Source organism: Leptospira licerasiae serovar Varillal str. VAR 010, from assembly GCF_000244755.1.
GTDB classification, from domain to species: Bacteria; Spirochaetota; Leptospiria; order Leptospirales; family Leptospiraceae; genus Leptospira_B; species Leptospira_B licerasiae.
The window spans coordinates 551158-576254 of sequence record NZ_AHOO02000005.1 but is presented as its reverse complement, the minus strand read 5'-3'; the positions used below and the strand labels follow the sequence as shown (position 1 = coordinate 576254).

Below are 25097 nucleotides of genomic sequence, written 5' to 3'. Positions count from 1 at the left end.
AAACAAAAAAAGATATTTAGTCGGATTTTTGAGTAGCGACAATTGTCAGGCCGCATCGAATGAAACGGCCCGGATTTAGAATTGTTTTACGCTTTTCTCCCCGAAAACCAGAAATAGAAAGCGGGAACGACGAACCTGCTCAACACGGTCGCCGCGATCTCTCCAAAAATCAAAGACACTGCCAAGCCTTGGAAAATTGGATCGAATAACATAACGGAAGATCCGACAATCACTGCCGCTGCGGTCAAAAACATCGGACGAAAGCGAACTACTCCCGCATCCAAGACTGCTCTTTTCAGATCTTTGCCCGCTTCAATCTCAGCTTGAATAAAATCGACCAAGATGATTGAGTTTCGAACTATGATTCCGGCTCCAGCAATAAATCCGATCATAGATGTCGCGGTAAAGTAAGCTCCGGAAACCAAATGTCCTGGGATAATTCCGATAAGAGAGATCGGGATCGGAGCCATAATGATGATAGGGAGTTTATAATCTTGGAACCAGCCTAGAACCAAAACATAGATCAATATCATCACAACGGCAAAAGCTCCACCCAAGTCGCGAAAGACTTCATACGTTATGAACCATTCTCCATCCCATTTTATTACCGGATGTTTTGTGTTCCAAGGCACCTCGGAAGTATAAATCGGATATTTAATTTTAGGGGTCAAAGAGAGAATTCCATAGACGGGGGCTTCTTCTTTTCCTGAAAACTCCGCTGTAACGTATTCCAAAGGTTTTAGATTTTTGCGATGAAGCACTTTCGAAGAAATTCTTTCTCCTTCTCCCACTAAATTTTTTGGAGAAACAGATCCTGAAAATTGAGAAGAAAGGTCCCAACTTGAAAACGGAGAAGACGAAGCTCTAAATTCGTTCGGAACTGACAGATCCACGGAAATGTCTTCCGGATGTTCTGACTCGGATAGAATGAATACAGGAGTTTCTGCAAAGAACAATTCAGCGTTTTTTGCCATCGCATAAGATGGAATTCCTACAAGTCCTCCTTTATCGAATTTGAAAGGATATCTGATTTTAGGTCTGATCTCAGAAAGACTAGAATCTAGATCTACTACCCCTTCTTGAGCTGCTGCTATCGAATGGATCTCTTGAGCAACTCGAATTCTTTCTTTTTCAGTCGGCCCGTATATTTCCACTACTAGGGTCGAAAGTACCGGCGGGCCCGGCGGAATTTCCAATATCTTGCTAAGTACAGAATTCTCTTTATTATATTTTTCTAAAACTGGACGAATGGATTCTATGATCTCATGACTCTTTTTCTTTCTGGAGTCTTTATCTTTTAAAACGATATGAAGATCCGATTTCCACTCTTCTCTTCGTAAGAATGTATGTTTTACCATTCCGGAAAAGGAGAAGGGTGCGGGCTCTCCCGCAAAAATCTGGACCTTCTCCACATTCTCTTCCTTCAAAATTGATTTTGCAAGTTCTTTACTTAATTCTACAGTTTTGGATAGAGGAGTTCTTGGATCAAAATCCAATGTGATTTGGAATTCGTCCTTATCGTCGAAAGGTAACATCTTCACCTTCACCGCCTTGAACGCTACCAAGGAAATTGAAACAGCAAACAACGCTAGTATCAAAGAGACCATCTTTATCAGATTCGATCTAGATTCCAATAACCAGCCTGCAATTTTGAGATAGATTGCATCTAACCGTGAAATTTTCTGTCCGCCATTAGTAGCAGTATGTTCTTTTAATATTTTTAAACTGATCCAAGGAATGACTGAGAACGCCACAAAAAGGGAAAGAAGCATCGCAAGGCTAGCTCCGACAGGTATCGGCTTCATGTATGGTCCCATTAAACCTCGCACGAATGCCATTGGCAATATTGCGGCAATTACCGTGAAGGTAGCCAGGATAGTAGGATTTCCTACTTCCGAAACTGCATCCAAAATGGATCTGATCTTCCCTTTATTCCCAGGGAAAGCAAGATGCCTTTCTATATTCTCAACCACAACTATGGCATCGTCTACAAGTATCCCTATCGAAAAAATAAGCGCGAACAAGGTTACACGATTTAAAGAATAATCCAGAAAATAATAAATTGCTAATGTAAGAGCTAATGTGACCGGGATCGCTACGAAAACCACAAAAGAAGCTCGGATTCCCATCCATAAAGCAATCAAAACGGAAACCGAAATAGTCGCGATCAGAAGGTGTTCAATCAGTTCATTCGACTTTACTCCTGCCGTTTTACCGTAGTCCCGAATCACACTCAGTTTTATTCCGCTCGGAAGGTCTTTTCGAAATTCGTCGGCACGTTCTCGGATAATTTTCGACAATTCCTCTACGTTAGTTCCTTTTCTTTTGGAAAATACGATAGTGACAGCATTCTCTCCGACTTCAGGATTTTCCTTTTGAAAAAAATAGGATTGTTTGGTCCTTTCCTGAGGCCCTTCGTATACTTGCGCTATATCTCCCAGCTTAACAACTCTTCCCCAACTTTGTTTGATAGGGATCTTTCTTAGGTCGTCCGAGTTTCTGATAGAAGAACCTATCTCAATATCATATACACTTTTAGTTCCCCAGTTTTTACCTGCCGGGAAATCGGAAGAATTAGCCTGTAAACTTTCCGCCAATTGGATAAAATCCACACCGAACTCTTTCATCTTTTGCGGATTTGCGATTATGCGGACGGATTTTTTTCTTCCTCCCAATAATTCCACTTTAGAAAGATCAGGAGTAGAAGAAAGTTCTCTTGCCAAAGGAGAAATCAAACTGCGAAGAGAATAATCATCCGTAACATTAGAACTAAATGTGAGAGCTAAGAAAGGAACATCATCAATCGTATAAGAATTTACTGATGGATCGGAAGTATTCGGAGGAAGTTGGTTTCTGATCTCTAGGATCTTATGATGTATCTTAACTAGCGAAGGTTCTAACGGTTCTCCCACCTTAAAGCGGACTGTGATCATGGACTGGTGGTCTCTAGTTGCAGAATAAACATATTCTACTCCTTCCAATCCCCATACGGATCGCTCCACCGGCTCTGTAATTTTTCTTTCCATTTCCTTTGCTGAATATTGAGGAGAAGAAAAGGAAATATCCACCATAGGAACGGAAATCTGAGGTTCTTCCTCCTTTGGAGTTAAATATACGGAAAGTATTCCTGCAAAAATGCTTACTACCGCGAAGATCGGAGTTAGCTTAGAGCGGATAAATTTTCCTGCGAGTATTCCCGCAAAACCTTCCGGTTGTTCTTGTTTATTATTTCCCATCGTCGTTTTCCTCCGAATAAAGGATGAGCTGAGCTCTCGTTCTTAAATATTCTAAATCCATAAACTCTTTCCGAGACAAAGCGTCGGAAGTTCTGGAAAAACTTTCCGCCAAACTAGAAGCGGGAATATTTCCCCTCTTGAATAATGTTTGGGAAAGAAGAAGTTGTTCGTATTGTATCCGGTAAGACTGTTCCGAATCTTTTCGATTTTCGGACAATACCCTCTCTTTTTCTAATAGGATCTTAAAATCCGAATTTTCCTTTAATCTAGCTTCCTTTGCTTTTGTTTCCGCTACATCCGCTTGGATCATCGCTTCCTTTTTGGAACCCAAATCCGTAGGATTCAGAAGATTCATCTGTAAAAAAACTCCCGCGTTGTAAGAATTTGCAAAATTCCTATCTCCGTTATAGCCATATGCTTCCGCATAAACACCTACCTTAGGCAGAAACTTTGAATTTTCCATAGCAACCTTTTGTTTGGATATGTTTGAATAAGATTCCAGAATTTTGGAAATCGCGGTGCGTCTCTCTGATTCGGACGACGGCAGAGGTAAAACCTCTTCATAAAAACGTGAAGAAGAAGTTTCAGAAGGTCGTAAATTTTCCACTGCTCCTCCCGACAAAATTCTGATCGATTCCAAGGATTCTTTTCGATATAGTTCCTTTTCCTTTATTTCGGAAGAAACTCTTAGTTGAACGGACCTTAAGGCAAGAGAGCCGGAATGTCCGATTGGATTTCCGACGCTGTCAAGCCTATACGAGTTTACAAAGAAGTCCAATTGACGAAGTATTTTTTCCCTTTCCTTAACTCCGTCGGAGAAAACTAAAGAAGAATGAAAGGCGACAGCGGTTTGTATATATAAAGTTTTTCTAAAATACTCTGATTCGAGAATGTAAGATTGAAGTTCTTTATCTTTAATTTCTTTGAAAGCCTTTCCCGATCCGCCTTCATAAACGGAAAACTCCATACCCAAAGTTCCCCTAGAATATGTGTTGCTGCCCGGATGATTTAAGGTATCTTTCGCAAATATATTTGCCGAATTCGGATTTATATTTTGATAAAGCTGATTATTCGAATCTAAAAAATTAGAAAGATTAGATCGATTGCTTGCAGTGGAAAAATCGGACTGTGTTGCAGATCTCTGGCCTAGTTTACCCGTAAAATTCAAGATAGGATCGTTCGTTTGGTATGTTCGAACATCCGTATATAATTTAGGGAACCAATGCAAACCCGCTCTAGCGCTTGCGGATTTCGCTGCTTCTATCTCCAAACTTTTCGTTTGTAAAGAAGGAGAATTTCCCGCCACCTTTTCCCAGACCGAGAAAAAATCCATATTAGGATCGGAGGCCTTGCTCGGAAGAGGTATCGTGAACAATACCCCTCCCAGTATAAGCGATAGAACGGATTTGACTCTCATTGGATTTACCTGTCAGATCCGCATTTTTTGGGGACGCCCAATCGAGTAAGAACGAAACCCATCGGACAAAATCCTGTCACGGAAAAGAGGATCATATTGATCCCAACTAAGAGATTCAGAAGAAGTCCCCATGGGCTGAAAAAGTTCGCGATAATTAAACCTATCAAAGAGACCGATCCCGCAATCAGGAATAAGACCCTCTCCAAATACCAGCTTTGAGTGTTTGTATTCTCCATATTATATACCCCCCTAGGTATATAATATCCACATACCCATGGGGGTATGCAACTAGTCAACAAAAAATCCTGTGATAAAATAAATATGAGCGCCCGAAATCGGTTTCAGACGCAAAAGGTTGAAAAATTGATTAAAAGGTGAGAGTTAGAGAGAAAATGCAGCTTTGATCGCTTTTTTCAGATTTTTTTGGATAGAAACAGAGGATTTCTTTTCCGAAAAACATCTATCCATGTACTCCTGAACATAGGCTTCTCCGAATTTTTTAAGCGCTTGGCTGGAAGCTTTGAGTAGAATTAAGGTTTTTTCGCAATCTTCATCCTTATCATGTAGGCTCTTTTCAAGTGCATCCAGCTGGCCTTTGATCCTATGCAGTCTATGAGTAAGTTGTTTTCTTATTTCATCTAGTTCCATAACGTATACCCTGTATGGTATGTATAGTTGTCAAGAATTATACTAAAACCTCCAGCCGATCGATATCAGTCTGAACGAAAAAAAGAATAGATTACCCATTCCAATCCCGGATTTTCTATCTAAATGAAAAAGGTTGTTTGTCTTTGTTCTATTCTATTCATATCTTGCGTTGGTTCGGCCCAGAGAATGCAACAGGCATATTCTGAGCACCCGGATACTAACAAAGCATGTCTGCAGTTCCTCTCTTCCGAAAAATCGGCATCTAGTGAAAACGAGCAAATTATGTTGGATACTTTGTACAAAATAGCCGAGCATAACATTCGGGAAACCTACTTAACCGGACAAATCGTATATGTTCCGGAAGCAGGAGAAGGAAGACATCTTCAGCTTAATAGAGATGGAAAACTAGAATATTATAGGATCAAATACGAGACCTTACATGCGAAAGAAGGAACTGAATTCTTCTGTGCGGAGAGACTTCGTATTGACTTAGAGAGAAAATTTCTGTCAACTTCGGCTAAGCTAAAAAAGAACCCCTTGGATCTAAAAGCGAGACAAGAATTAGAAACAAATTTGGAATCTTATCTGAAATTCGCAAACGTAGTGCAAGGCAAGTCTCAAATTATTAGGAACTTTCTATTCTTCTCCCTTGGAAAATATTTGAAAGGTGATCAAGGACTGCCTATTTCTCCTTGCGAATTCACTCAAAAAATATTGGAACCGATCACAATCGCTACTTCAGGTTTGATCGATGCAGACCCTAAGCTTGCCTGGGCAGCTAATATTCAAATTTTCACGGCATATGAGTTAGGATTTACATTGGCAGGGTACTGTAAGTAATTCTTCCGACTAACTTCGTTTAGTTCAATTTTGTTTTAAAATCCGATGTGGAAACTCCGGCATCGCTTTCACTATGCGTCTGATTATCCAATAGCCATATTTTCATTCAATATTTCGTTTCGATATAAAACAATTTTGAATACTTCCGTTTCTTCTTGACCGTATCAGATACAGTGCAATAATCTTAGCCCGACATTTTAAGCGGAGAAGTATATGCGTTCTACGATGATGGATTATCCATTGGTTCTGCCTTCCATTTTAAAAAGAGCGAAAGAGGTTCACCCTCATAAAGAAATCGTAACCAAATGGCATGATAATTCCATCCAAAGACTGACTTACGGAGAATTTTACAAAAGAACGATCCGTCTGATGAGCGCCTTACGAAAAGCGGGCGTAAAGCCGGGAGACGCTATCGCCACTTTCTGTCTAAATCATTCCGTTCACTTGGAATTGTATTTTGCAATCCCAAGTATTCGAGCAGTTCTTCATACGATCAATATCAGATTATTTCCAGAACAACTCATATACATTATCAATGAAGCTAAGGATAAATTTATCTTTGTGGATAAATCTTTAGCCCCAGCGATTGAAAAGAACATAAGTCAAATACAAGGTGTGTCAAAATTTATCATAATAGATGATAAAGAAGATGTTCCTTTTCCGAAACTTCCTAATTCGATTTCGTACGAAGATTTTTTGAAAACAGGAGATGAGGTTGAAAATTTCGATCCTATAGACGAGTTCGAAGCGGCAGGAATTTGTTATACTTCCGGAACAACCGGAAATCCGAAAGGAGTAGTGTATTCTCATAGGTCCACTTTTCTACATTCGATGTCAATCTGCATGGGGGATGCATTGTGCATTAAAGAATCTGAAACTGTTCTTCCTGTGGTTCCGATGTTCCATGTAAATTCTTGGGGAATTCCTTTCGCATCCGTAATGACCGGATGTAAGTTAGTATTTCCTGGGAAACATCTTTTAGGGGCAGCGCTGGCGGAATTATTGGAATCGGAAGAAGTTACTATTACCGCAGGAGTTCCCACAGTTTGGAATGTTCTCTACCAACACTTAAAGAAGACCAAATATAATCTGAAACTTCACACAATGGTTGTAGGAGGCTCTGCTGCACCACGAGGCCTGATCGAAGGTTTTGAAAAAGATTTTGGGATCTCTATTCTTCATGCCTGGGGAATGACCGAAACTTCTCCCGTTGGAACCGTATCTCATCTTCGAGGTTTTATGGGTAATTGGGATGATAATAAGAGATACTCCTACAGGGCCAAACAAGGAGTGCCTGTTCCTGGAGTAGAGATTAGGGCGATCGATGATAACGGTAAAGATGTTCCGAAAGATGGAAAAACTCCTGGCGAACTTTTAGTACGAGGACCTTGGATTGCAGCTTCTTATAAAAGTGGAGAATCCTCCGAATCTTTTACCCCCGATGGTTGGTTCCGTACTGGGGACGTAGTCGTTCTAGATGAATTTGGTTACATGCAGATCACTGATCGCAAAAAGGATCTGATCAAAACCCGAGGAGAGTGGATTTCCTCCGTTGATATGGAAAATCTAGTAATGGCTGATCCGGATATTTTAGAAGCAGCAGTTGTAGGAAGAAAAGATCCGGTAAGAGACGAGGCTCCAGTTATCTTTGTGGTCCCTCTAGAAGGTAAAGAAGTGGATCCGAAGAAGATCCATGATAGACTGAAAGATCACTTTGCTCATTGGCAATTACCAAAGCTAGATGATATTCGGTCGGTTTCTTCTATCCCGAAAACCAGCGTAGGTAAGTTCGATAAGAAAATTCTAAGAAAAGAATTAGAAGAATAGACCTCTAGTATTCTAATCCAATTTTAGGAGAGTGAGCAAATCAAACGGCACCTTAATCCTAATACTTGGGGCATTGACAGCAATTGCACCTTTCTCGATCGATATGTACCTTCCGGGTATGAATGAGATCGCCAAAGATCTTGGGACTCCGATCTCAGATGTGCAATTAACGTTAACTAGTTTCTTTTTCGGAATTTCTTTCGGACAATTATTTTATGGGCCTATCATAGATCGTTTCGGCCGAAAGATTCCTTTGCTCTTCGGCCTTGTCTTATATATCACAAGTTCCTTAGCTTGCGGATTTTCAAATTCGGTCAATGCACTAATATTCTTTCGCTTTCTACAATCTTTAGGCGCTTGTGCGGGGATGGTAATTCCAAGAGCGGTCGTAAGAGACGTATTCTCTCCCCACGAAGGAGCTAAAGTTTTTTCTCAGATCATCTTAGTCATGGGAATTGCTCCTATACTAGCTCCTACTGTAGGAGGACTTCTTCTTCAATTTGCAAGTTGGAACTGGATCTTTTTTACTCTCACAGGTATTTCCACTTTGATGCTTTTCGGGTCTCTACTCGTATTCCAAGACAGCAAAGGTGCAGATTCTTCTATCTCTCTTAAGATTGCCCCGGTGATCAAAGAATATATAGAAGTCTTTTCCAATCCTATCTTCAAAACATACGTGCTTAGTTCCGGATTTTCTGCAGCAGTCATGTTTGCTTACATTGCAGGATCTCCATTTGTGTTCATGGTTCTGAACGGGCTTTCGCAGACAGAATATAGTTATCTTTTCGGATTTAACGCTTTCGGTCTGATCCTTTCCAGTCAGATCAATCGTGTTCTTCTCAAAAGATTCGAAGCTGCTACCATTGTGAAATATGTTGCTTACTCCTATCTGATACTTTGTTCCCTGTTAGTGATCTTTGAAATTGTCGGTTTAGGCTTTATTCCTATGCTTGTTCTCATCTTCTTTTTGGTAAGTGCATTCGGTCTAATCGTCCCAAACGCTTCCGCACTTGCAATGGCTCCCTTTTCTAAGAATGCAGGTAGCGCATCCGCTTTAATGGGCGCATTACAAATGGTATTCGGCGCGGTTTCCACTGCGGCAGTTAGCCTTCTTCATGACGGAAGTTCTTATCCGATGATAGCGATAATGTCTATGTCAGGTGTTATGTCTTTGGCTTGTTTATTTTCCTTTGGAAAAAGCCATAAGAAAATTAAAGAATCTTAATGTATTTTATCGGTAAGGTAAGAAAAAGGAATGAAGGGCCCGAAAATTCGGGCCTTATCAAAGATCTGTTTTTTGTTTAATTGCGAGTATATCTTAATTCACTGATAAGCACAACTTTTGAGGAATGTGGCTCCAGCAAATTATCCGCATAAGAATCCAACAACTTTCCTAATCTGTTTATTTGAGGAAAGTCCCGCCCGGAAATCTGGGAGTTTGGAATATGGTCCAAGACCTCAGTATGGGGTCGGGTATTCAAGGCTAGCCTCCGGATTGGGATAAGGCGAAGAATTGAACCTTCTCCGAACTATGTCAAGCTTATTGGACATAATTCGGGAAGATTTAGGGACCCGCTTAGAATCCATACTTTAGGCGATTCTAAGCGAAAAATATGGAGATCGAACTTGCGAACGGCAGCTTAATCCTCGGAGCTGATTCCCAATTTGGATTCTAAAGCCTTTATTCTTCTGGCCCATTTTTGGAAGTTAACCACGTTTTTGATATTCACTCTGAGCTTTTGGAATTCAGGGAAAGTCAATCCATAGTCCCAGCCTACATAAATATCTGGCTTAGAAAGAGTGTTTCTAACGGAAGTTCCTCCGCCCACGATGGTTCCGCTAGGAATGCTGATATGATCTGCAACCCCACAACCTCCACCGATAGTAACGTTATCTCCTATTGTAGTGGAACCTGCTATACCTGTATAACCTGCAATTACTACATTTTTTCCTAATACACAATTATGCCCGATATGTACCAAATTATCGAATTTACATCCGTCACCGATGATAGTATTTTCCAAACCGCCTCTATCGATCGCGCTATTGGAACCCATCTCCACATCGTCTCCTACGATCACCGTTCCGACCTGGGGAATCTTATTATGTTTACCGTTTGCAAACACGAATCTGAATCCGTCACCGCCTACGGTACAATTTCCGAAAGATCTAAATCTTTTTCCTAGGATAACTCCGTGGTGTATCACGTTATTCGGTCCTACATGGGATCCTTCTCCGACTTTTGCCCCTCTTCCGATACGAACTCCATCTTCTAAGATTACGTTGTCTCCAATCTCGGCGTCTTCCGCAACGGATGCAAAATTTCCTATATAACAATTTTTGCCGATCTTTGCTTTAGGATGAACGAATGCGTTCGCTTCTACTTTGTTTTCAAACTTGTGGGGAGGGTAGATCAGATCCAAAACCTGAGCAAGAGTCAGATCCGGTTTATCTACAACCAAACAAGGCACTTCTAATTCTTTTGCGAACTCGGAAGTAGTCAGCACGATACTTGAGGCGGTTTTCTTTGCCTCATTTAACATCTTCTTATTTGCGAGAAAACTAATGCTGTTCGTAACTCCCGGGTTAACCGGAGAAACTGATTCCACCTGAATTTTTTTGGGGTCCGCGCAATTTTCTATTTTTGCTCCGGAAATTTTGGAAGCCAGTTCTTCCAAGCTGTATCTAGCCATTGAGACCCTCTTTTCTAGACTTTTAGTATCTGCCAACGTATTGGCAGATCGAATTCGGATCTATCCGAAATTTCAGAATGAATTACTCATATAAACCAACGGATACTCAGGGCTGTATGTTATCTAAGGATTAGAAATCAAGAAGACATAATATGGTAGAATAACCTGCCTTCGTTCGTAACGGCTTGTTCGACCCTTTGAAGCTTCCGACTTTATATGAATCGATTAATCAAATGCTTTGGAATGGACTATAAATATCCCGTTTGACGAATTAGCTTCCGAAAAAATTCTGTAATACATTAGAAATCGATATTAGGACCCAGCCCGCCCATGAAGCCCGTTAGAGAGCCGCAAATCAATATATTCAAAAAATCAAACCCGCTAAAAGCCAAGGTTGTCAGCAATGTCCTACTTACTCCAGAATCTGGAAAAGGTAAAAGACCTAAAAAAGAAGGCGAGTCCTTAATTCATAGAATCACTCTGGCAATCGATCATAGTCAGTACCCTTATTTGATCGGACAGTCCGGCGGTATCATCCCACCGGGAGAGGACCCTGAGAAAAAAGCAAAAGGACTTGCGGACGCAGCTTATACTGTTCGTTTATATTCTATCGCTTCTCCTAGCTACTCTTTCGGAATGAAAGAAGATACGATCGAATTCATTATCAAAAGAGACAATGTTTACGATGCGGACGGAAACATCCAATTCAAAGGAGTTTGCTCCAACTATGTTTGCGATCTGAAAGTAGGCGACGAAGTAGTAATGACCGGACCTTCCGGAAAAAAATTCCTTCTTCCAAACACCGACTTCTCCGGAGACATCATGTTTCTCGCAACCGGAACTGGGATCGCACCGTTTGTCGGAATGAGCGAAGAACTTCTAGAACACAAACTTATCAACTTCACAGGTAATGTTACACTCGTTTACGGAGCACCTTACTCCGACGAATTAGTAATGATGGATTATCTAAGAGGATTAGAGAAAAAATTTCCTAATTTTAAATTAGTAACCGCTATCTCCAGAGAAGAAAACAATCCTTTCGACGGCGGAAGAATGTATATCTCTCATAGAGTTAGAATGTTAGAAGCTGAAGTGAAAAAAGTTCTCTCTTCCGGCGGACGTTTCTATATCTGCGGTGGTCCGAAAGGAATGGAAAAAGGGGTGATCGAAGAGATCCAAAAGATCGACGGAAACTCCGGAACTTATGAAGAATACAAACATCATCTGGAAGGCGCCCACCAATTATTCGTGGAAACCTACTGATCGATTTTCTTAATTTTTTATGAGTAAAAGGCTCCCAGTCGGGGGCCTTTTTTTATGGAAAACGACTGGAAATCCAAAAGCGGGAATTTAGTCTTTTGCCGTCAGGAAGGGAAAACTATGAGTGTAATCCGAGATATCGATAAAGGCAAAGGTGAGATCATCCGAGTGGAAATCTCGGAATTTAAAGGAAATAAATATCTGAACTTAAGAGTTTGGTACACGGACAGCGAAGGTGAATACAAACCTACCCAAAAAGGGATCGCAATCCCTGTTGGATTATATTCCGAAGTAAAAGACGCAATAATAGCGGCCGAAAGCTTACTAAGCTAAACCGCCTTACTTTCTATCCAGGCCTTTAATAAACTTTGGGCCTCTTCTTCCGTTTCAGAAGCGCGAATATGAGATTCCAGTCGAGTGATCGAGAATACTTTTTTTACGGAAGATCTTAGGTTACTTACGATCAATTCTCCGCCTCTTTTTCTGAGCCAGCCTGCGATCTGTATCAACATGCCGATTGCAGATGAATCTATATAAGAAGATTTTGCAAGATTGAATACGATGTATCTGTAACCTTCTTTCATTTTTTCTTGGATGGCTGTTTTAATCTCAGGACATCTATAAAGATCTATATCTTCATTCGTACGATAAGCAAAGATCTGATCATGATATTCCACCCCGTCGTCCGGAAAATTTTCCATGACTCCGTATTGAAGTTCGGAAGCGGATGCCACCAAATGTTTTGCAGCAGTAGGAGAATTTTCCAAAATCCGATTCTTTAAAGAGCTCACTCTAAAGCCAAGAGTTTGCAGAACTTCAGGTGCGAGCTCTTCCTTTTCATTGATTTCTTTGATGAGATCGTTTAAGAGTGCTATAGATTCTTCGGTGTAACCTTCTTTCAAAAGTGTTCCGGCTTTTCGTAAACCTTTTCCTGTTTTGGCGATCGTAGCCTCGACTACCACGTCCGCATCTTCCTTAGCAGAGTCGTCGTTCCAATCCAAAGGAATATCTATAACTTTCTGTTCTAGCTTAGCTCCATCTGTCAGTTCATAATAACTTGCAGAAATATTAATATTCGGTGGAGTTTCCTTTTTAGTAGGGCGAAGTTGGACAACTATACTTTTTACATCGTCCGCTCTCATGTCCCCGACTTCTAACACTAGAGTTTTAGTGCGTCCTGTCTCTTCCGGGTCAGGCTCTTGGTAAGAAGAAACTTCCGAAACTAGATCAAGATAATCTATTCCTTTCGGAAAATCTACCTTAAGCTCTATAGATTGAGCGTATAAGGTTCCGATATCGCCGAACTCTTTGAAGAATATATCTCCGGTCTCTTCTGGAGTCTCCACATAGTAGAAGTTTCCTCCTCCGGATTCAGCGATCTCTTTTAGAAGTATTTCGTTAAAGTCGTTACCAAAACCGATAACGGTCGTGCTGATCCCTTTTTTATATGCATCCGCCGCGATCTGGATCAACTGAACAGGATCCTTAATCCCTAATGTTGGATTTCCATCAGTAAGAAGGATGACTCTTTTATATCCGTCTGCGATGGGATGTAATTCCAAAGTTCTCAGAACATGAAGCCATCCACCGCTTAGGTTGGTAGAAGTACCCACTTGGATAGAATTCAATCTGTGTATGACTGAATTTTTTTCGGCCAAAGGGACTAGAGGTTGGATGACCTGGACGTCTTCTGCGTAAGCAACAGCGGTTAAAAAATCGCGACGGGTCAACCAATTGACCAAGGAAGAAGAAGCCTGGATCACGGAATCCATCTTGCTTCCCTTCATTGACCAACTTCTGTCCAAGGCTAGACCTAAAACTAAAGGTTGCCTTTGCGTTGCAACCGGTCCCGTAGGTGAATTTAAACGTACAAGTAGACTGTTGGACTTTGCGGAAGAACCGGCCGGTCTCATCAATTTGGCCGAAAGAATCATGCGCTAGAAAAAACCATTTACATTCGCTAAGAGCAAGAAGAATTTAAAAGAGAAACGGAAATAGAAACCGAAAATGAGCCATGAAATAATAGAGCCGCTACTTAAGGTTTTTTTAGACCGATTTGCGGAAATTCGAACTCAAAATTCGGAAGAGATCCCTAGTTTCACACAAATTTACAAAAACGGAAATCTTGTCTGTGAAGCGTTCAACTCGGTGGAAATTTCGGAAGATTCTTCCTTACATAGCGAAGTTCTCGCAATTTCAGAAGCAAAGCGGATCTGCAAGGAAAGATATCTGACAGACTGTATCCTCATTACCACTCTGGAGCCATGTTTGATGTGTGGAGGCTCCATTCTTCTTTCCAGGATCCCTAAAGTGGCATATCTAGTTCCGGCAAAGTTGGGAGAAGGAATATCATCTCTTCCTTTAGAAACCATCTATAGCAGAAATTTTTTTCCAGAACTTGTACTAATCAAATCGAAGACGACCACAGAGTTATTTAAAACTTTCTTCAAAGATAAGAGGAATTAGACGGACTTTTAGGCTTTTCCTTCTTTATTGTCCCATGCTATCTGGTAAAATTACAACCTATGGCCGGAAATCACGAAGTTCTCTCTCGCAAATACCGCCCCCAAAGATTCCAGGATGTGATCCATCAGAATCTTGCGATCGGCGCATTACAAAACGCGGTTAAATCCGGAAAAATAGGTCATGCGTATATCTTCTTTGGGCCTCGTGGTGTAGGAAAAACTACAATCGCTCGGATCTTCGCTAAAAGATTGAACTGCCAAAATCCGATCGATAACGAGCCGTGTAATCAGTGCGACTCTTGCCAAGAGATCACCAAAGGAATTTCAGGAGATGTTCTTGAGATAGATGCTGCGAGTAACCGCGGTATCGAAAATATCAGAGAACTTAGGGATAACGTAAAATTCACTCCAATGGGTGGTAAGTACAAAGTGTACATCATTGACGAGGTGCACATGCTTACTGATCAATCCTTCAATGCACTTTTAAAAACTTTAGAAGAACCTCCTGCTCATGTGGTTTTCGTTCTAGCAACCACCGAGTATCATAAGATTCCGGAGACAATTCTATCTCGTTGCCAAGATTTTATCTTTAAAAAGGTTCCGTTATCCGTTCTCCAAGACTATGCGGAGAATTTATGTAAGGAAGAAAACACAAAGTACGATTCGGAAGGATTGTTCTGGGTCGCAAAAAAGGGTGACGGTTCTGTGAGAGACATGCTTTCCTTTATGGAGCAAGCTCTCGTGTTCACAGACAATCGACTATTAGGATCAGAGATCCGAAAAATGATCGGTTACCATGGGATAGATTTCTTATCCGATTTTATCAAAAGTCTAGTAGATGCCGAAAATTCTTCCAAGTCTTTGCAGATCATCGAGAACTTATACCAAGAAGGTCAGGACATATACAAATTCCTTTGGGACTCTATAGAGTTCACTCATACATTATGTTTAGTAAAGGATTCAGCTGCGGATTCCGAATCGGTGAACTATCCAAGAGAAGATCTGATCAAGATGAGAAAGGATTTCGAATCAGTGGATCCAATCGCATTAAACAAACTGTCTTTCCGTCTTTTCGAATTATTCGAAAAAGTGAAAACACTTCGTTTGCGAAACTCTTTTGAGATCAAAATTTTTATAGAAATACAGATCAAAAAGCTTACGGAAGATCTAGCAAAACCTAGCCTTGCAGGACTTGTAGACAGGATCAATCATCTTATACTGATGATCCAAGACCAAGATTCAAATGCTCCCGCTGTTGCATTCGAGATCCCTAAAAAACAAGCACCCATACCAGCAAAAGAAATACAAACTCCTACCCCGACTCCATCTCCGGTTGTGTCTAATGAAAAGAAAGAGACTCCTAAAGAACAGAGGCCTGGCGCTCTTTCTTCTCTAGAAGATATGGCCAAAGACGTTTCTTCCGAAGATGCGGAATGGGAAAAATCTTTTAAAAATGAATTTTTAGGAACGGATGTAGATCCTTCCAAAGTGCCTAAGCTGGGTCACTAGAGTAAAAGTAATGTTTGAGAATCTAAAAAACGCATCCGAACTTTTTTCCAAGATGGGAGAAATGCGCGGCAAAATGGAAGAGATCAAAAAAAGGATCTCCAACCTAAGAGTAATGGGTGATGCAGGCGCAGGAATGGTACAAGTCACATCCACCGGAGATGGAATGATCGTAGATGTGAAGATCAATCGCGCATTATTCGATTCGGAAGATAATAAAATGTTAGAGGATCTAGTCATGGCAGCTACAAACGATGCCATCCAAAAAGCCAAACAAGCTGCGGAATACGAATTAAAATCGATCACGGGCGGACTAGATCTTTCCGAAATTTCCAAATTATTCGGCGGTAACCTTGGCTGAACATTTAATCGAAGGAATGGTAAATGCGCTTTCCTCTCTTCCAGGAATCGGAAGAAAAAGTGCATACCGCATCAGTTTTCATTTATTAAGACAAGACCCGGCAGTTTTTAACGGATTTATTCAAAGTTTATCGGAAGTAAAAGGAAGGATCCGTTTCTGTTCCCGTTGCGGTTCTTATTCGGAAGAAGAGATCTGTGATCTTTGTCTTTCTGAAAAAAGAGACAGTCATACGGTTTGCGTAGTAGAACAACCGGAAGATGTATTCTTTATAGAAAACACTGGCGAATTCAAAGGTAGATACCATGTTCTGAACGGAGTTATTTCTCCTTTGGAGGGTGTAGGACCTCAGGATCTACGTATCAGAGAACTTTTAAACAGAATACAACCTGAAGATCTTAAAGAAGTTCTAGTCGCCACTAATCCCACATTAGAAGGGGATGCAACAGCGGATTATCTGAACCATCAATTAAAGAACTTTAATGTAACCGTTACTAGGATCGCCTATGGTATTACTGTGGGTGGTTCTATAGAACTCGCGGACCAATATACATTGGGAAGAGCGATCCGCTCCAGACTTAAGCTCTAGAATCTATGCTCTGCAGTTACGAACAATTCCCTTAGGATCGTTCCTTGGGTGGTATCTAAGTACGCTTTCAATCCGTTCCCTGCCACAAAATAACCGGAACGTAAAAGTATCTGCATATCTCTAAATGCACTCCATCTTAGGTTCAAGTTATATTCCTGACCGAAATACGCGGATGTATGGTAAAAGTTTTCCTCGTTATAAAATCTATTGTTATCTATAAGAGGAGATTTAGTTCCATACAATCTATAATAACCCAAAGTTAAAACTAAAGGCCCTGATAGAACTATATCCGTAAAGATCCCGTACTCGTACAGACCGCTCATATCTCTACCGGAGAATAGTGCGTAACCTCCAGTAAAGTCATTAGCAATGTTCGAAAGTGAATATCCTGGGAGTAAAGTCCGATAACCATTTCCGTGCAAATTAGATCTGGTACCGTCTTTTTCGTAACCAGGTCTTCCTGTAGAACCGGAACCCATTGCTGTCACGCTTACGGATTCATTGTATCGATAGGATATTTGTGTATCAAAGAACCCGCCTTTGATCTGATACAAGTCGTACTTTCTCTGGACCTCGTCTCCGTTTGCGTCTCTATAAGGATTCAAGGATTTAACATGTCCGTGATTATAAATCCCGTGAACCGTTAATGTAAAATCGGAAAAATTAAATTCATTGAATAGACCATGCCAGAACAATTGATTACTTTCACTTGTTCTGGAAACAAGGCCGTATACACCTGTTACATCCTGAACATCTCGTAGGTTGTCGTCTAAGTAAAAGCTGTACAATTCGTGTTTAGCATTATTAAAAAAGCTAGTCTTAATCTTATAAAAATAGATATTCGAGCCTTGGTAATTTTTATCAGCGAATGTATTTTTATCTAGGTCGGTAAGATTATTTTGTTTTGCTACGAACCAACCACCCTCTATCGTTGTATTCCAATCCCTAATATCCTTCGTTAGGTTTACTCCTGTTCCGGGAACAAAGACAACTCTACCTTGAGCAGAGGTAAAAAGCTGAAGTCCAACCCTTGCAGTAAAGCTTCTCTCAGGTAGCTTGAAGTTAAGATAGAGAAAGTTTGTTTGCATATTCACAGCAGAACTGAAAGTAGCTTCTCCACCTTGCCCTGGTCCTACGTTGGAACTTTGGTTAACCCCTCTTCCCCCGAAAATAATATCACCTATTTGAACGCCCACCAAAGCTTCGAAATATTTCGAAGTGGAGAAGTTCATATTCAAGGTCATCCTAGTATCATAATAAGTTGTGTCTTCTTTTTGAGGACTGAGTGTACTCGGATAACCTTTCTCTCTCGCTGCTAATTCGTTTTGATACTTAGTAAGAGTATCTTGGTTGTATTGTTGGACAAAAGCGCTCCGATTATAAGGAGTTACAGGAGTTTGTCTAGAGGTATAAATATCTCTTCCTAAATTGAAACCACGCACCCTGTAGTTCCCTTGAAAATCTATCTTTGTCTTTTCTTCCACTTCCTGGGCGGAAATAGAAACACCTGCAAAGAAGAATATTACTAGGGTGAGACTTTTGATTTTTTGAAAGGGAGAGTCCAACACGAATTATTTTACCCAACCATTCCCTAGAAAATATTTGGCACGAAGACTTTCTATCATTCCTGTTCGTTTCAATTCTTTGATAAAGAAATTAAAATTATCCGCAAAGACTAGATCGTTCAAAGGCAATGCAGCACTGATATATTCATCCATTACAGGATTAACGAGAGCAACATAGCTAGCTTTTAGACTAGGCTGCTTTTGGAGCAATGACAGAATGTACAAACTATCCGCAACATAACAAATCACATTCCCTTTTGTTAATGCATCGATCGCAATGGAATCGGAAAGATAGCTATAAATTTGGTTCTTACCGAATCTTCTCAGAAGATAATTATGATTTGTAGTATTGGATCTGACAGAAAATGAAAGAGCATTTAGAACCGCTAGATCCTCTAAAGATTTAAAGGTCCTAGTAGTTACTATACTTCCTTCCGGCTCGGGAGGAAGAGAACGTTTATTAACAAGTCCTGCGGGAGTCGTAAGAAGGTAAGGGTCTGAGAAGGTAACAGTCTTTCCACGACTTAGATCCGTAGACATTCCGGCCATTGCAATGTCTATAGTACCGGCCGCGATCTCATCCGAGAATTGACGAAACGTTTTGAGAGGTTTTACTTTGAGCGCTACCCCCAAATAGTCCGCGTACATTTTTGCAAGTTCCATATCGAAACCTGGAAAACCGTCTTTCGGATCTTGGATATAAAAAGGTTCGTAAACGCGGTTGACGCCTACCACCAATTCCTTTTTTGAAAGGACAGAATCCAATCTAGAAGGCATAGCTTTGCTTTGAGAATATAAGTCTAGAGAACTAAAAAGTACGATGGCCGAAAGAAATGCCGACTGAAACTGCTTCCGCATTTTCATGATACCTAGGTTATCGGCATCTTCCGGTTGTTAAAGGAATTTTTAGTCTATTCTAAAATTTGAAATTCGGTCCTGCGATTCTTACGGTCCGTTTCCGGGTTTTTTTCCGGATAGATAGGCTCCTTACTTCCCTTTCCGTCCGTAGTAAATCTAGCCGTAGATATTCCTTTTTTGACCAAATAATCCTTCACTGACGCAGCCCGATTTCGACTTAATTCCAAATTGTCGCTCGGGTCTCCATGCAAATCGGTATGCCCGGTAATCTTTAACTTTATGGATGGATTTTCATTTAAGAAAGTAACCAATCTGTCCAAAATTTCGAAGGATTCTTCTTCGATCTCAAAGGATCCGGTCCTGAAATGAATGGATTCCAACGAGATCTTCTTATTCTTCTTTAATTCTTCCCATTCATTAGCGGAAAATTCGTAGATGTCGTAATTCCCTCCTTCTTTCACAAGCCTACAAAAGTACGCATTTTTACCGTCAGGAGTTTCCGTGTAAAATGCTTCATCGCCGGGAGAATTGATTACGGGTCCTAAGTTGACAGCAGGGGAGAAGGTACCGTCTTCCTTGATTTCTACTTTATAAATATCTAATCCACCATATCCACCGGGGCGATTGGAAGAAAAATACAAATACTTACTATCCCTGCTTAAAGTTGCCGCGATCTCTGCATGTTCTGTATTTATAGGGCTTTCCATACGGATTGCTTTTCCCCATGAACCGTCCTTGTATTCGGAAATATAAATATCTGATTCGGCGACTTTTCCGAATGGGTAACGAGTAAAGAATAAATAGCTACCGGCTAAAAATGGGTTCTCTTCTATAGACGGAGTGTTTACTTCTAAAGGAAGTCTAGTGGCTTTATCCCAACTTCCATTTTTTAAAGTTGCGAAATATAGATCTCTGGAAACTCCGATCTTGCCGTTGCCTAACTTAAATTCAATACTTCCATCACGATTAGAGGAGAAGATGATCGCCTTTTCATTTTCTACTATAAAAGGACTTTGGTCGTCGAATTGAGAATTTAATTCGGAAACTTCTGCACCCGCGCTCCAACCATCTTTTGTTTTTACGGATTTAAAAAGATCCGAGTAGTTGGAATTCCTACGTTTGGAATAGTAATATATAATATTACCGTCTTCCGAAAGGCTGATCCCGAATTCATTTAAGGAAGTGTTAATTTCTCCTTTTATAGGAGCAACCTTCCCTTTTAAAAAAGAATCTTCAGCGCCTGATACGGAGAATCCCGCAAATATGAAATAACAAAGTAAAACAGAAACGATCCGGAAGGAATTTGAAGGAAGAGTATGGATTTTAGAAGCCATACTCTAACTATCTGTCTTTTATAGAAAAACCTGATACTTTTTCAAAGAAAAATTCAGAGATATTTTTTCAAAGCCTCAGGGAACTCGATTGTTCCATCTTCTTTTTGATAAGTTTCTATAACTGCGGCCAAGGTCCTACCAATCGCCAAACCGGAACCGTTCAAAGTATGGACCAATTGGTTTTTGCCTTCCTTGGATTTGTAGCGGATCTTACCACGCCTTGCCTGAAAATCTTTGAAGTTAGAAACTGAAGAAATTTCCATCCAACGATTCAAACCTGGCATCCAAACTTCCAAATCGTATGTTTTGGAGGAAGCAGCGGAAATATCTCCACTGCATAAAAGCATTACTCTGTATCTAATCCCCAATTTTTTCAGGATATTCTCTGCATGAGAAAGCATCTTCTTATGCTCTTCTTCGGAGTCTTCGGGACGAGCAAACTTTACAAGTTCCACTTTCTGGAATTGATGTACTCGAACCAAACCTCTTGTGTCTTTTCCATAAGAGCCTGCTTCTCTTCTAAAACAGGATGTATGAGCAGTGATAGAGATTGGTAGAGAAGATTCGGGAATGATCTCGTCTCTGTATAGATTCGTTAAAGGAACTTCTGCAGTTGGTATTAGATTGAGTTCATCTCTTTCTAATCTATAATATTCGTCTTTGAACTTAGGATATTGTCCTGTAGTAGTCATACACTCGTCGTTTACCATAACAGGAACCCAAACTTCCGTATATCCGTGCTCGGCAGTATGAGTCTCTAACATAAGATTCGCTAACGCTCTTTCTAATTTAGCACCCAACCCGAAATAAGTATAAGCTCTTGCTCCTGCGAGTTTTGTTCCTTTCTCAAAATTGAACCAACCTAATGCCTCTCCTAATTCGAAATGAGGTTTTGGAGTAAATTTGTAATCCCGGACTTCTCCGACTTCGTACAAAACTTTATTATCGTGTTCGTTCTTTCCTACAGGAACATCTTTATCCAAAATATTAGGAAGACCTAAATTGATCTCCAAAAGTTTTGATTCCAGAGATTCAAGATCATCTTCTATTTTTTTGATCTTATCGCCGATCTCTTTTACAGAAGCAGAAGCAGCTGCGATATCTCCGCCGGCTTGTTTCACTTTTCCGATCTCTTTACTCGCCTTATTCCTTTCTTCGCGGAATATATCTGCTTCTTTCTGAAGGGTTTTTCTCTTCTGAATAATGTCAGCTAGCTGGTCTAAAACAGCGAGGTCCTTAAAACCCCTTAGTTCAAGATTTGATTTTAGTTCTTCCGTGTTATCGGTAATGTATTTCAGATCAATCATGATGATACGCCTTCCTTTGCGTGAATTTTAAGGAATTATTATACAAAGTTTTTTCTACTTCCGAGTTGGGTTCTTTTCTAAGCGAGAACATCTTTTCTAATACAAATTTGGTGTAAGACGGTTCGTTCCTCTTTCCCCTAAAAGGAGGTGGAGCAAGAAACGGCGCGTCCGTTTCGATCAACATACTTTCTAAAGGAAGTTTTTCCGCCGCTTCCTGGATATCTCTCGCATTCTTAAAAGCGACGATTCCCGAAAATGAAATATAATATCCTAAGTCTACTAACTTCTTTGCCGTAGGATAATCGTAAGTAAAACAATGGATCACTCCGAATGCCATGTCCCTATGTTCTTTTAAGATAGAGACCGTATCTTCTGCCGCATCTCTAGAATGAATAACAACTGGAAGAGAATATTGAGAAGAAGCTTCTAAGAAGGAATGTAATACTTCCGTCTGATACGCTTTAGTCGACGCATCATGATAGTAATCTAACCCGATCTCTCCAATCGCGGATAACTTTTGGTCCGTCACGTTTTCTTTGACTAGTGTCAAAATTTCCTCTTTTTTAGGGAACTCATGAGTTTCCGTTGGATGGCAACCGATCGAATAAAAAATTTCTATCTCTTCATCTGAAAATTTTTCAGATAAACCTTTCGCTCTAATTGAGCTCTCAAGGTCGATACCGATCTGGACGATCTTTTTTATACCGGATTCTTTTGCTTTTTTTAGAGATTCTGCAATATCCTGCCCTTGCTCTTGTATTATATCTAAGTGGCAGTGAGTGTCGATGATGGAGTACATGTGAAAACGGCTTTTAAAAGGCAGTTTTCATGATTTGTATTGACTGAAAAGAGAATTTTTTAGAATCCTTACAGCATAACAACGGAACGGGGAAACTCGTTGGTTTGGGACATAATAGCTTGAATCTTAAATCCTATCTTGCACTACTTTATTATAGGCTCAGATATAAATACCAAGATCTGAAGCTTAAGCTAGATATCAAAATAGCAAATTGGAATAAGAAGGGTAAAGAACGTCTCACTGTGATGGTTATCCCTCACTCCGAACAAAAGACGATCAACTTCCATATCTCTTACAGAGCGATCACCATCTTCATCGGGACAATTCTGGTCCTTCTTCTTATCAGCTCTATCAACGTTCTCAGTCATTCCGGATCTATTCACCAACTTACGGAATTGAACTTATCCAACCAAGACTTCATTCGTCAGTCTGCAAAAATGAAAGAAGAGATCAACGGACTCCACGAGCATGTTGAATATTATCACAACCATGTGGGTGCTCTTTACGGAAGACTGACCGGAGATAATTCCAAGGTGGCGAAAGGGATCGGTGGAGCTGAAAAACTCGCTCTTGGTTCCGATAATAACTTAGCACCAGGAGCGGAAGTTTTTAGATTAAAAGAAGACGTCCACAATCTTAAAGTAGCTAACGAACTTACTCAAGAAATCATAAGTATATTAAAAAAACGTAAAAATCTAATCCGCCAGACCCCGTCGATTTGGCCCGTTAAAGGTTACGTTCTTTATCCTTACGGAGAATATCTAAATCCGGTTACAGCTCGCAGAGACTTTAACAACGGATTGGATATTGGAGCGTTCCCTGGATCAGAAGTAGTCGCAACTGCACCTGGTACGGTCGACGAGATCGGATATACACGCAACACCGGTTACTTTGTTAAGGTAATCCACAAATTCGGATGGAAAACGATTTACTCAAATCTGGATCGTGTAAAAGTGAAAGCACACCAGCAAATTTCTAAAAACGAAGTCCTAGGCTTTGTTGGAAAATCGGAAAACAGTCCCCAGTACAGTCTTCATTATGAAATTCATGTGGGTACCAGAGCGATCGATCCTTTTGCATTCTTGAACCAGATCCAAGACTGATGGCCCATACAGAAGAGCAATTAGCAGTAAATAGCATCATCGGCGAAGGCGCCGAATTCAGCGGAGACTTCAAACTTTCCGGGCTTCTACGTATTGACGGTATTTTTAGGGGAACCATAAAAACCGACGGAAAAGTCCTAATCGGAAAGACCGGAATCGTCGATACGGATATTAAAGCTCGTATTGTCGTCGCCGGCGGTGAAATTAATGGGAATATATTCGCGTCGGAACGAGTGACTCTACTCGCAAGCTGCCGTATGAAAGGTGATATCATCACTCCAAAGGTAGTTATGGAAGAGGGAGTACAATTCGAGGGAAATTGTAAGATTAACCCGACCACTCATTGAAGATCCAATCTCAACAAAAAGACCCTCGCACAGAATCACGTAAAAAAAGAGACTTCGGACTTTCTCTAAACGCTTCTATATACCAACCTGTACCAAGTTCCGTTTCCGATTCCCAGATTCCTGATTCTAAAAGTGAGTTTTTCGATTTAGTAGAACATCTACTTCCTTATAATCAGGAAAGAACAAGAGATCTAAATTCTTTACTTAGAGATCTTCCGGATGCAGAGAGAAATTTTTTAAAATCTCCCACATATGCAAATCTAGAAGTTTATAAAAGGATCGTTCAAGGTATCTTGAAAGAAGTCCTAGATAGAAACACAAGTATAGAAACTTTACGTACAAGAGCTAGAGGTGGATCCGAGAAAGTTTACCAGGTAGTTCAGATTGTAGACGATAAGATCCAAACTCTCGCAGACTTTATCGTTCATCCTGAGAATTCTACTTTTGATCTAATGAAAAGAATGGAAGATATTCGAGGTCTATTAGTAGATCTAATGAATTAAGATCGTTTTTGAGCGCCTAAGTTCTTAAAGACTTCCGGAAGTTTTGCGGGCTTTCTGGATTCCAATAATAAGAATGCCCAGGTCAATTCTCCATTACAAACCAAGCTATCGTCTGATACTTTTCGAACTTGAATATTCCAAAGGATACTCGCAGGTTTAATCTCTCCTGCTTTCACATAAATTTTTAATTCTTCGTCGAATCTTGCAGGTGCTCTGTATTCGATCAGCGAGCGAGTGACTACAAAGTCGAGGCCATTCTTCTCTAATTCACCCTTATAGTCGTATTTAAGAAATCTCATGTACTCATTTAGAGCTGTATCGAAATAAGTAAGATAATGAGCGTTGAATACTACTGCTTGTGCGTCGATCTCGGAATAACGTACTCTTAAAGTATAATAGAATCCCGAATCGTTTGAGCACATGGACTATTTTTTATGACCAA

General features: G+C 40.4%; 24 protein-coding genes. 12 read left to right on the top strand and 12 right to left on the bottom strand.

The window, feature by feature from the left end; all coding sequences use genetic code 11:
- Positions 1–86 precede the first annotated feature (86 nt).
- The 4 genes from LEP1GSC185_RS03210 to LEP1GSC185_RS03195 form a co-directional block, all read right to left on the bottom strand.
- Positions 87–3236, bottom strand: a complete 3150-nt coding sequence (locus LEP1GSC185_RS03210; RefSeq protein ID WP_008590956.1) for an efflux RND transporter permease subunit — start codon at positions 3234–3236, stop codon at positions 87–89.
- Entirely contained in the window at positions 3226–4653 is a 1428-nt protein-coding gene (locus LEP1GSC185_RS03205) for a TolC family protein (protein ID WP_008590354.1), read from the bottom strand. The genes LEP1GSC185_RS03210 and LEP1GSC185_RS03205 overlap by 11 nt, the downstream gene beginning before the upstream one ends.
- 5 nt (positions 4654–4658) lie before the next feature.
- Positions 4659–4889, bottom strand: a complete 231-nt coding sequence (locus LEP1GSC185_RS03200) for a YgaP family membrane protein (protein WP_008590805.1) — start codon at positions 4887–4889, stop codon at positions 4659–4661.
- Positions 4890–5034: 145 nt separating this feature from the next.
- Positions 5035–5301, bottom strand: a complete 267-nt coding sequence (locus LEP1GSC185_RS03195; RefSeq protein WP_008590863.1) for a metal-sensitive transcriptional regulator — start codon at positions 5299–5301, stop codon at positions 5035–5037.
- Between the two features lie 123 nt (positions 5302–5424).
- On the opposite strand from LEP1GSC185_RS03195, the gene LEP1GSC185_RS03190 reads away from it, so the two are divergent.
- The 3 genes from LEP1GSC185_RS03190 (at position 5425) to LEP1GSC185_RS03180 (ending at position 9193) form a co-directional block, all read left to right on the top strand.
- A complete protein-coding gene (locus tag LEP1GSC185_RS03190; protein ID WP_010514943.1) occupies positions 5425–6141 on the top strand; it encodes a hypothetical protein in 717 nt (238 codons plus the stop codon).
- A 213-nt stretch (positions 6142–6354) separates the two neighbouring features.
- Complete coding sequence (locus LEP1GSC185_RS03185; RefSeq protein ID WP_008596200.1) at positions 6355–7968, top strand: long-chain fatty acid--CoA ligase; 1614 nt, start codon at positions 6355–6357, stop codon at positions 7966–7968.
- A gap of 31 nt (positions 7969–7999) precedes the next feature.
- Complete coding sequence (locus LEP1GSC185_RS03180; RefSeq protein WP_008596427.1) at positions 8000–9193, top strand: multidrug effflux MFS transporter; 1194 nt, start codon at positions 8000–8002, stop codon at positions 9191–9193.
- Positions 9194–9608: 415 nt separating this feature from the next.
- On the opposite strand, the gene lpxD is transcribed toward LEP1GSC185_RS03180, so the two are convergent.
- The gene (gene lpxD / locus LEP1GSC185_RS03175) at positions 9609–10661 is read right to left on the bottom strand and encodes a UDP-3-O-(3-hydroxymyristoyl)glucosamine N-acyltransferase (protein WP_008591106.1); all 1053 of its coding nucleotides are present in this window, start codon (positions 10659–10661) and stop codon (positions 9609–9611) included.
- Between the two features lie 330 nt (positions 10662–10991).
- On the opposite strand from lpxD, the gene LEP1GSC185_RS03170 reads away from it, so the two are divergent.
- Positions 10992–11924 carry a ferredoxin reductase domain-containing protein gene (locus LEP1GSC185_RS03170; protein WP_008589385.1) on the top strand — a complete coding sequence of 311 codons (933 nt, stop codon included), beginning with the start codon at positions 10992–10994 and terminating at the stop codon, positions 11922–11924.
- A 117-nt stretch (positions 11925–12041) separates the two neighbouring features.
- On the top strand, positions 12042–12254 hold the full coding sequence (locus LEP1GSC185_RS03165) for a transcriptional coactivator p15/PC4 family protein (RefSeq protein WP_008596372.1): 213 nt from the start codon (positions 12042–12044) through the stop codon (positions 12252–12254).
- Here the strand turns inward: LEP1GSC185_RS03165 and LEP1GSC185_RS03160 are convergent.
- Complete coding sequence (locus tag LEP1GSC185_RS03160; protein WP_008596030.1) at positions 12251–13855, bottom strand: anti-sigma factor antagonist; 1605 nt, start codon at positions 13853–13855, stop codon at positions 12251–12253. The two genes, LEP1GSC185_RS03165 and LEP1GSC185_RS03160, sit on opposite strands and share 4 nt — an antisense overlap.
- 73 nt (positions 13856–13928) lie before the next feature.
- Here LEP1GSC185_RS03160 and LEP1GSC185_RS03155 point away from each other — a divergent pair, with 73 nt between their 5' ends.
- Genes LEP1GSC185_RS03155 through recR form a run of 4 tightly spaced genes read left to right on the top strand, consistent with a single transcriptional unit; the run spans position 13929 to position 16839 of the window.
- The gene (locus tag LEP1GSC185_RS03155) at positions 13929–14387 is read left to right on the top strand and encodes a nucleoside deaminase (RefSeq protein ID WP_008590032.1); all 459 of its coding nucleotides are present in this window, start codon (positions 13929–13931) and stop codon (positions 14385–14387) included.
- Positions 14388–14446: 59 nt separating this feature from the next.
- On the top strand, positions 14447–15895 hold the full coding sequence (gene dnaX, locus LEP1GSC185_RS03150; RefSeq protein WP_008591422.1) for a DNA polymerase III subunit gamma/tau: 1449 nt from the start codon (positions 14447–14449) through the stop codon (positions 15893–15895).
- 10 nt (positions 15896–15905) lie between these two features.
- A complete protein-coding gene (locus LEP1GSC185_RS03145) occupies positions 15906–16253 on the top strand; it encodes a YbaB/EbfC family nucleoid-associated protein (protein WP_008590423.1) in 348 nt (115 codons plus the stop codon).
- On the top strand, positions 16246–16839 hold the full coding sequence (gene recR / locus LEP1GSC185_RS03140) for a recombination mediator RecR (RefSeq protein WP_008589439.1): 594 nt from the start codon (positions 16246–16248) through the stop codon (positions 16837–16839). Before LEP1GSC185_RS03145 ends, recR begins: the two co-directional genes overlap by 8 nt.
- Here recR and LEP1GSC185_RS03135 read toward each other — a convergent pair.
- From LEP1GSC185_RS03135 to LEP1GSC185_RS03115, 5 genes are all read right to left on the bottom strand, one after another.
- Positions 16836–18383, bottom strand: a complete 1548-nt coding sequence (locus tag LEP1GSC185_RS03135) for a hypothetical protein (RefSeq protein WP_029607915.1) — start codon at positions 18381–18383, stop codon at positions 16836–16838. The genes recR and LEP1GSC185_RS03135 overlap by 4 nt on opposite strands.
- A gap of 27 nt (positions 18384–18410) precedes the next feature.
- Complete coding sequence (locus LEP1GSC185_RS03130; protein ID WP_008590742.1) at positions 18411–19181, bottom strand: substrate-binding periplasmic protein; 771 nt, start codon at positions 19179–19181, stop codon at positions 18411–18413.
- 134 nt (positions 19182–19315) lie between these two features.
- On the bottom strand, positions 19316–20596 hold the full coding sequence (locus LEP1GSC185_RS03125) for an OmpA family protein (protein ID WP_008589641.1): 1281 nt from the start codon (positions 20594–20596) through the stop codon (positions 19316–19318).
- A 53-nt stretch (positions 20597–20649) separates the two neighbouring features.
- On the bottom strand, positions 20650–21903 hold the full coding sequence (gene serS, locus LEP1GSC185_RS03120; protein ID WP_008591194.1) for a serine--tRNA ligase: 1254 nt from the start codon (positions 21901–21903) through the stop codon (positions 20650–20652).
- Complete coding sequence (locus LEP1GSC185_RS03115; protein ID WP_008591700.1) at positions 21896–22702, bottom strand: TatD family hydrolase; 807 nt, start codon at positions 22700–22702, stop codon at positions 21896–21898. The genes serS and LEP1GSC185_RS03115 overlap by 8 nt, the downstream gene beginning before the upstream one ends.
- 119 nt (positions 22703–22821) lie before the next feature.
- Between LEP1GSC185_RS03115 and LEP1GSC185_RS03110 the strand changes: the two genes are divergently transcribed.
- The 3 genes from LEP1GSC185_RS03110 to LEP1GSC185_RS03100 are packed head-to-tail and all read left to right on the top strand — an operon-like array spanning position 22822 to position 24655.
- On the top strand, positions 22822–23805 hold the full coding sequence (locus LEP1GSC185_RS03110) for a M23 family metallopeptidase (RefSeq protein WP_008590339.1): 984 nt from the start codon (positions 22822–22824) through the stop codon (positions 23803–23805).
- Positions 23805–24152, top strand: a complete 348-nt coding sequence (locus LEP1GSC185_RS03105) for a bactofilin family protein (protein WP_008589609.1) — start codon at positions 23805–23807, stop codon at positions 24150–24152. The genes LEP1GSC185_RS03110 and LEP1GSC185_RS03105 overlap by 1 nt, the downstream gene beginning before the upstream one ends.
- Entirely contained in the window at positions 24149–24655 is a 507-nt protein-coding gene (locus LEP1GSC185_RS03100; RefSeq protein WP_008591698.1) for a YaaR family protein, read from the top strand. The genes LEP1GSC185_RS03105 and LEP1GSC185_RS03100 overlap by 4 nt, the downstream gene beginning before the upstream one ends.
- Here LEP1GSC185_RS03100 and LEP1GSC185_RS03095 read toward each other — a convergent pair.
- Positions 24652–25077, bottom strand: a complete 426-nt coding sequence (locus LEP1GSC185_RS03095) for an acyl-CoA thioesterase (RefSeq protein ID WP_008590706.1) — start codon at positions 25075–25077, stop codon at positions 24652–24654. The two genes, LEP1GSC185_RS03100 and LEP1GSC185_RS03095, sit on opposite strands and share 4 nt — an antisense overlap.
- Between the last annotated feature and the right edge of the window lie 20 nt (positions 25078–25097).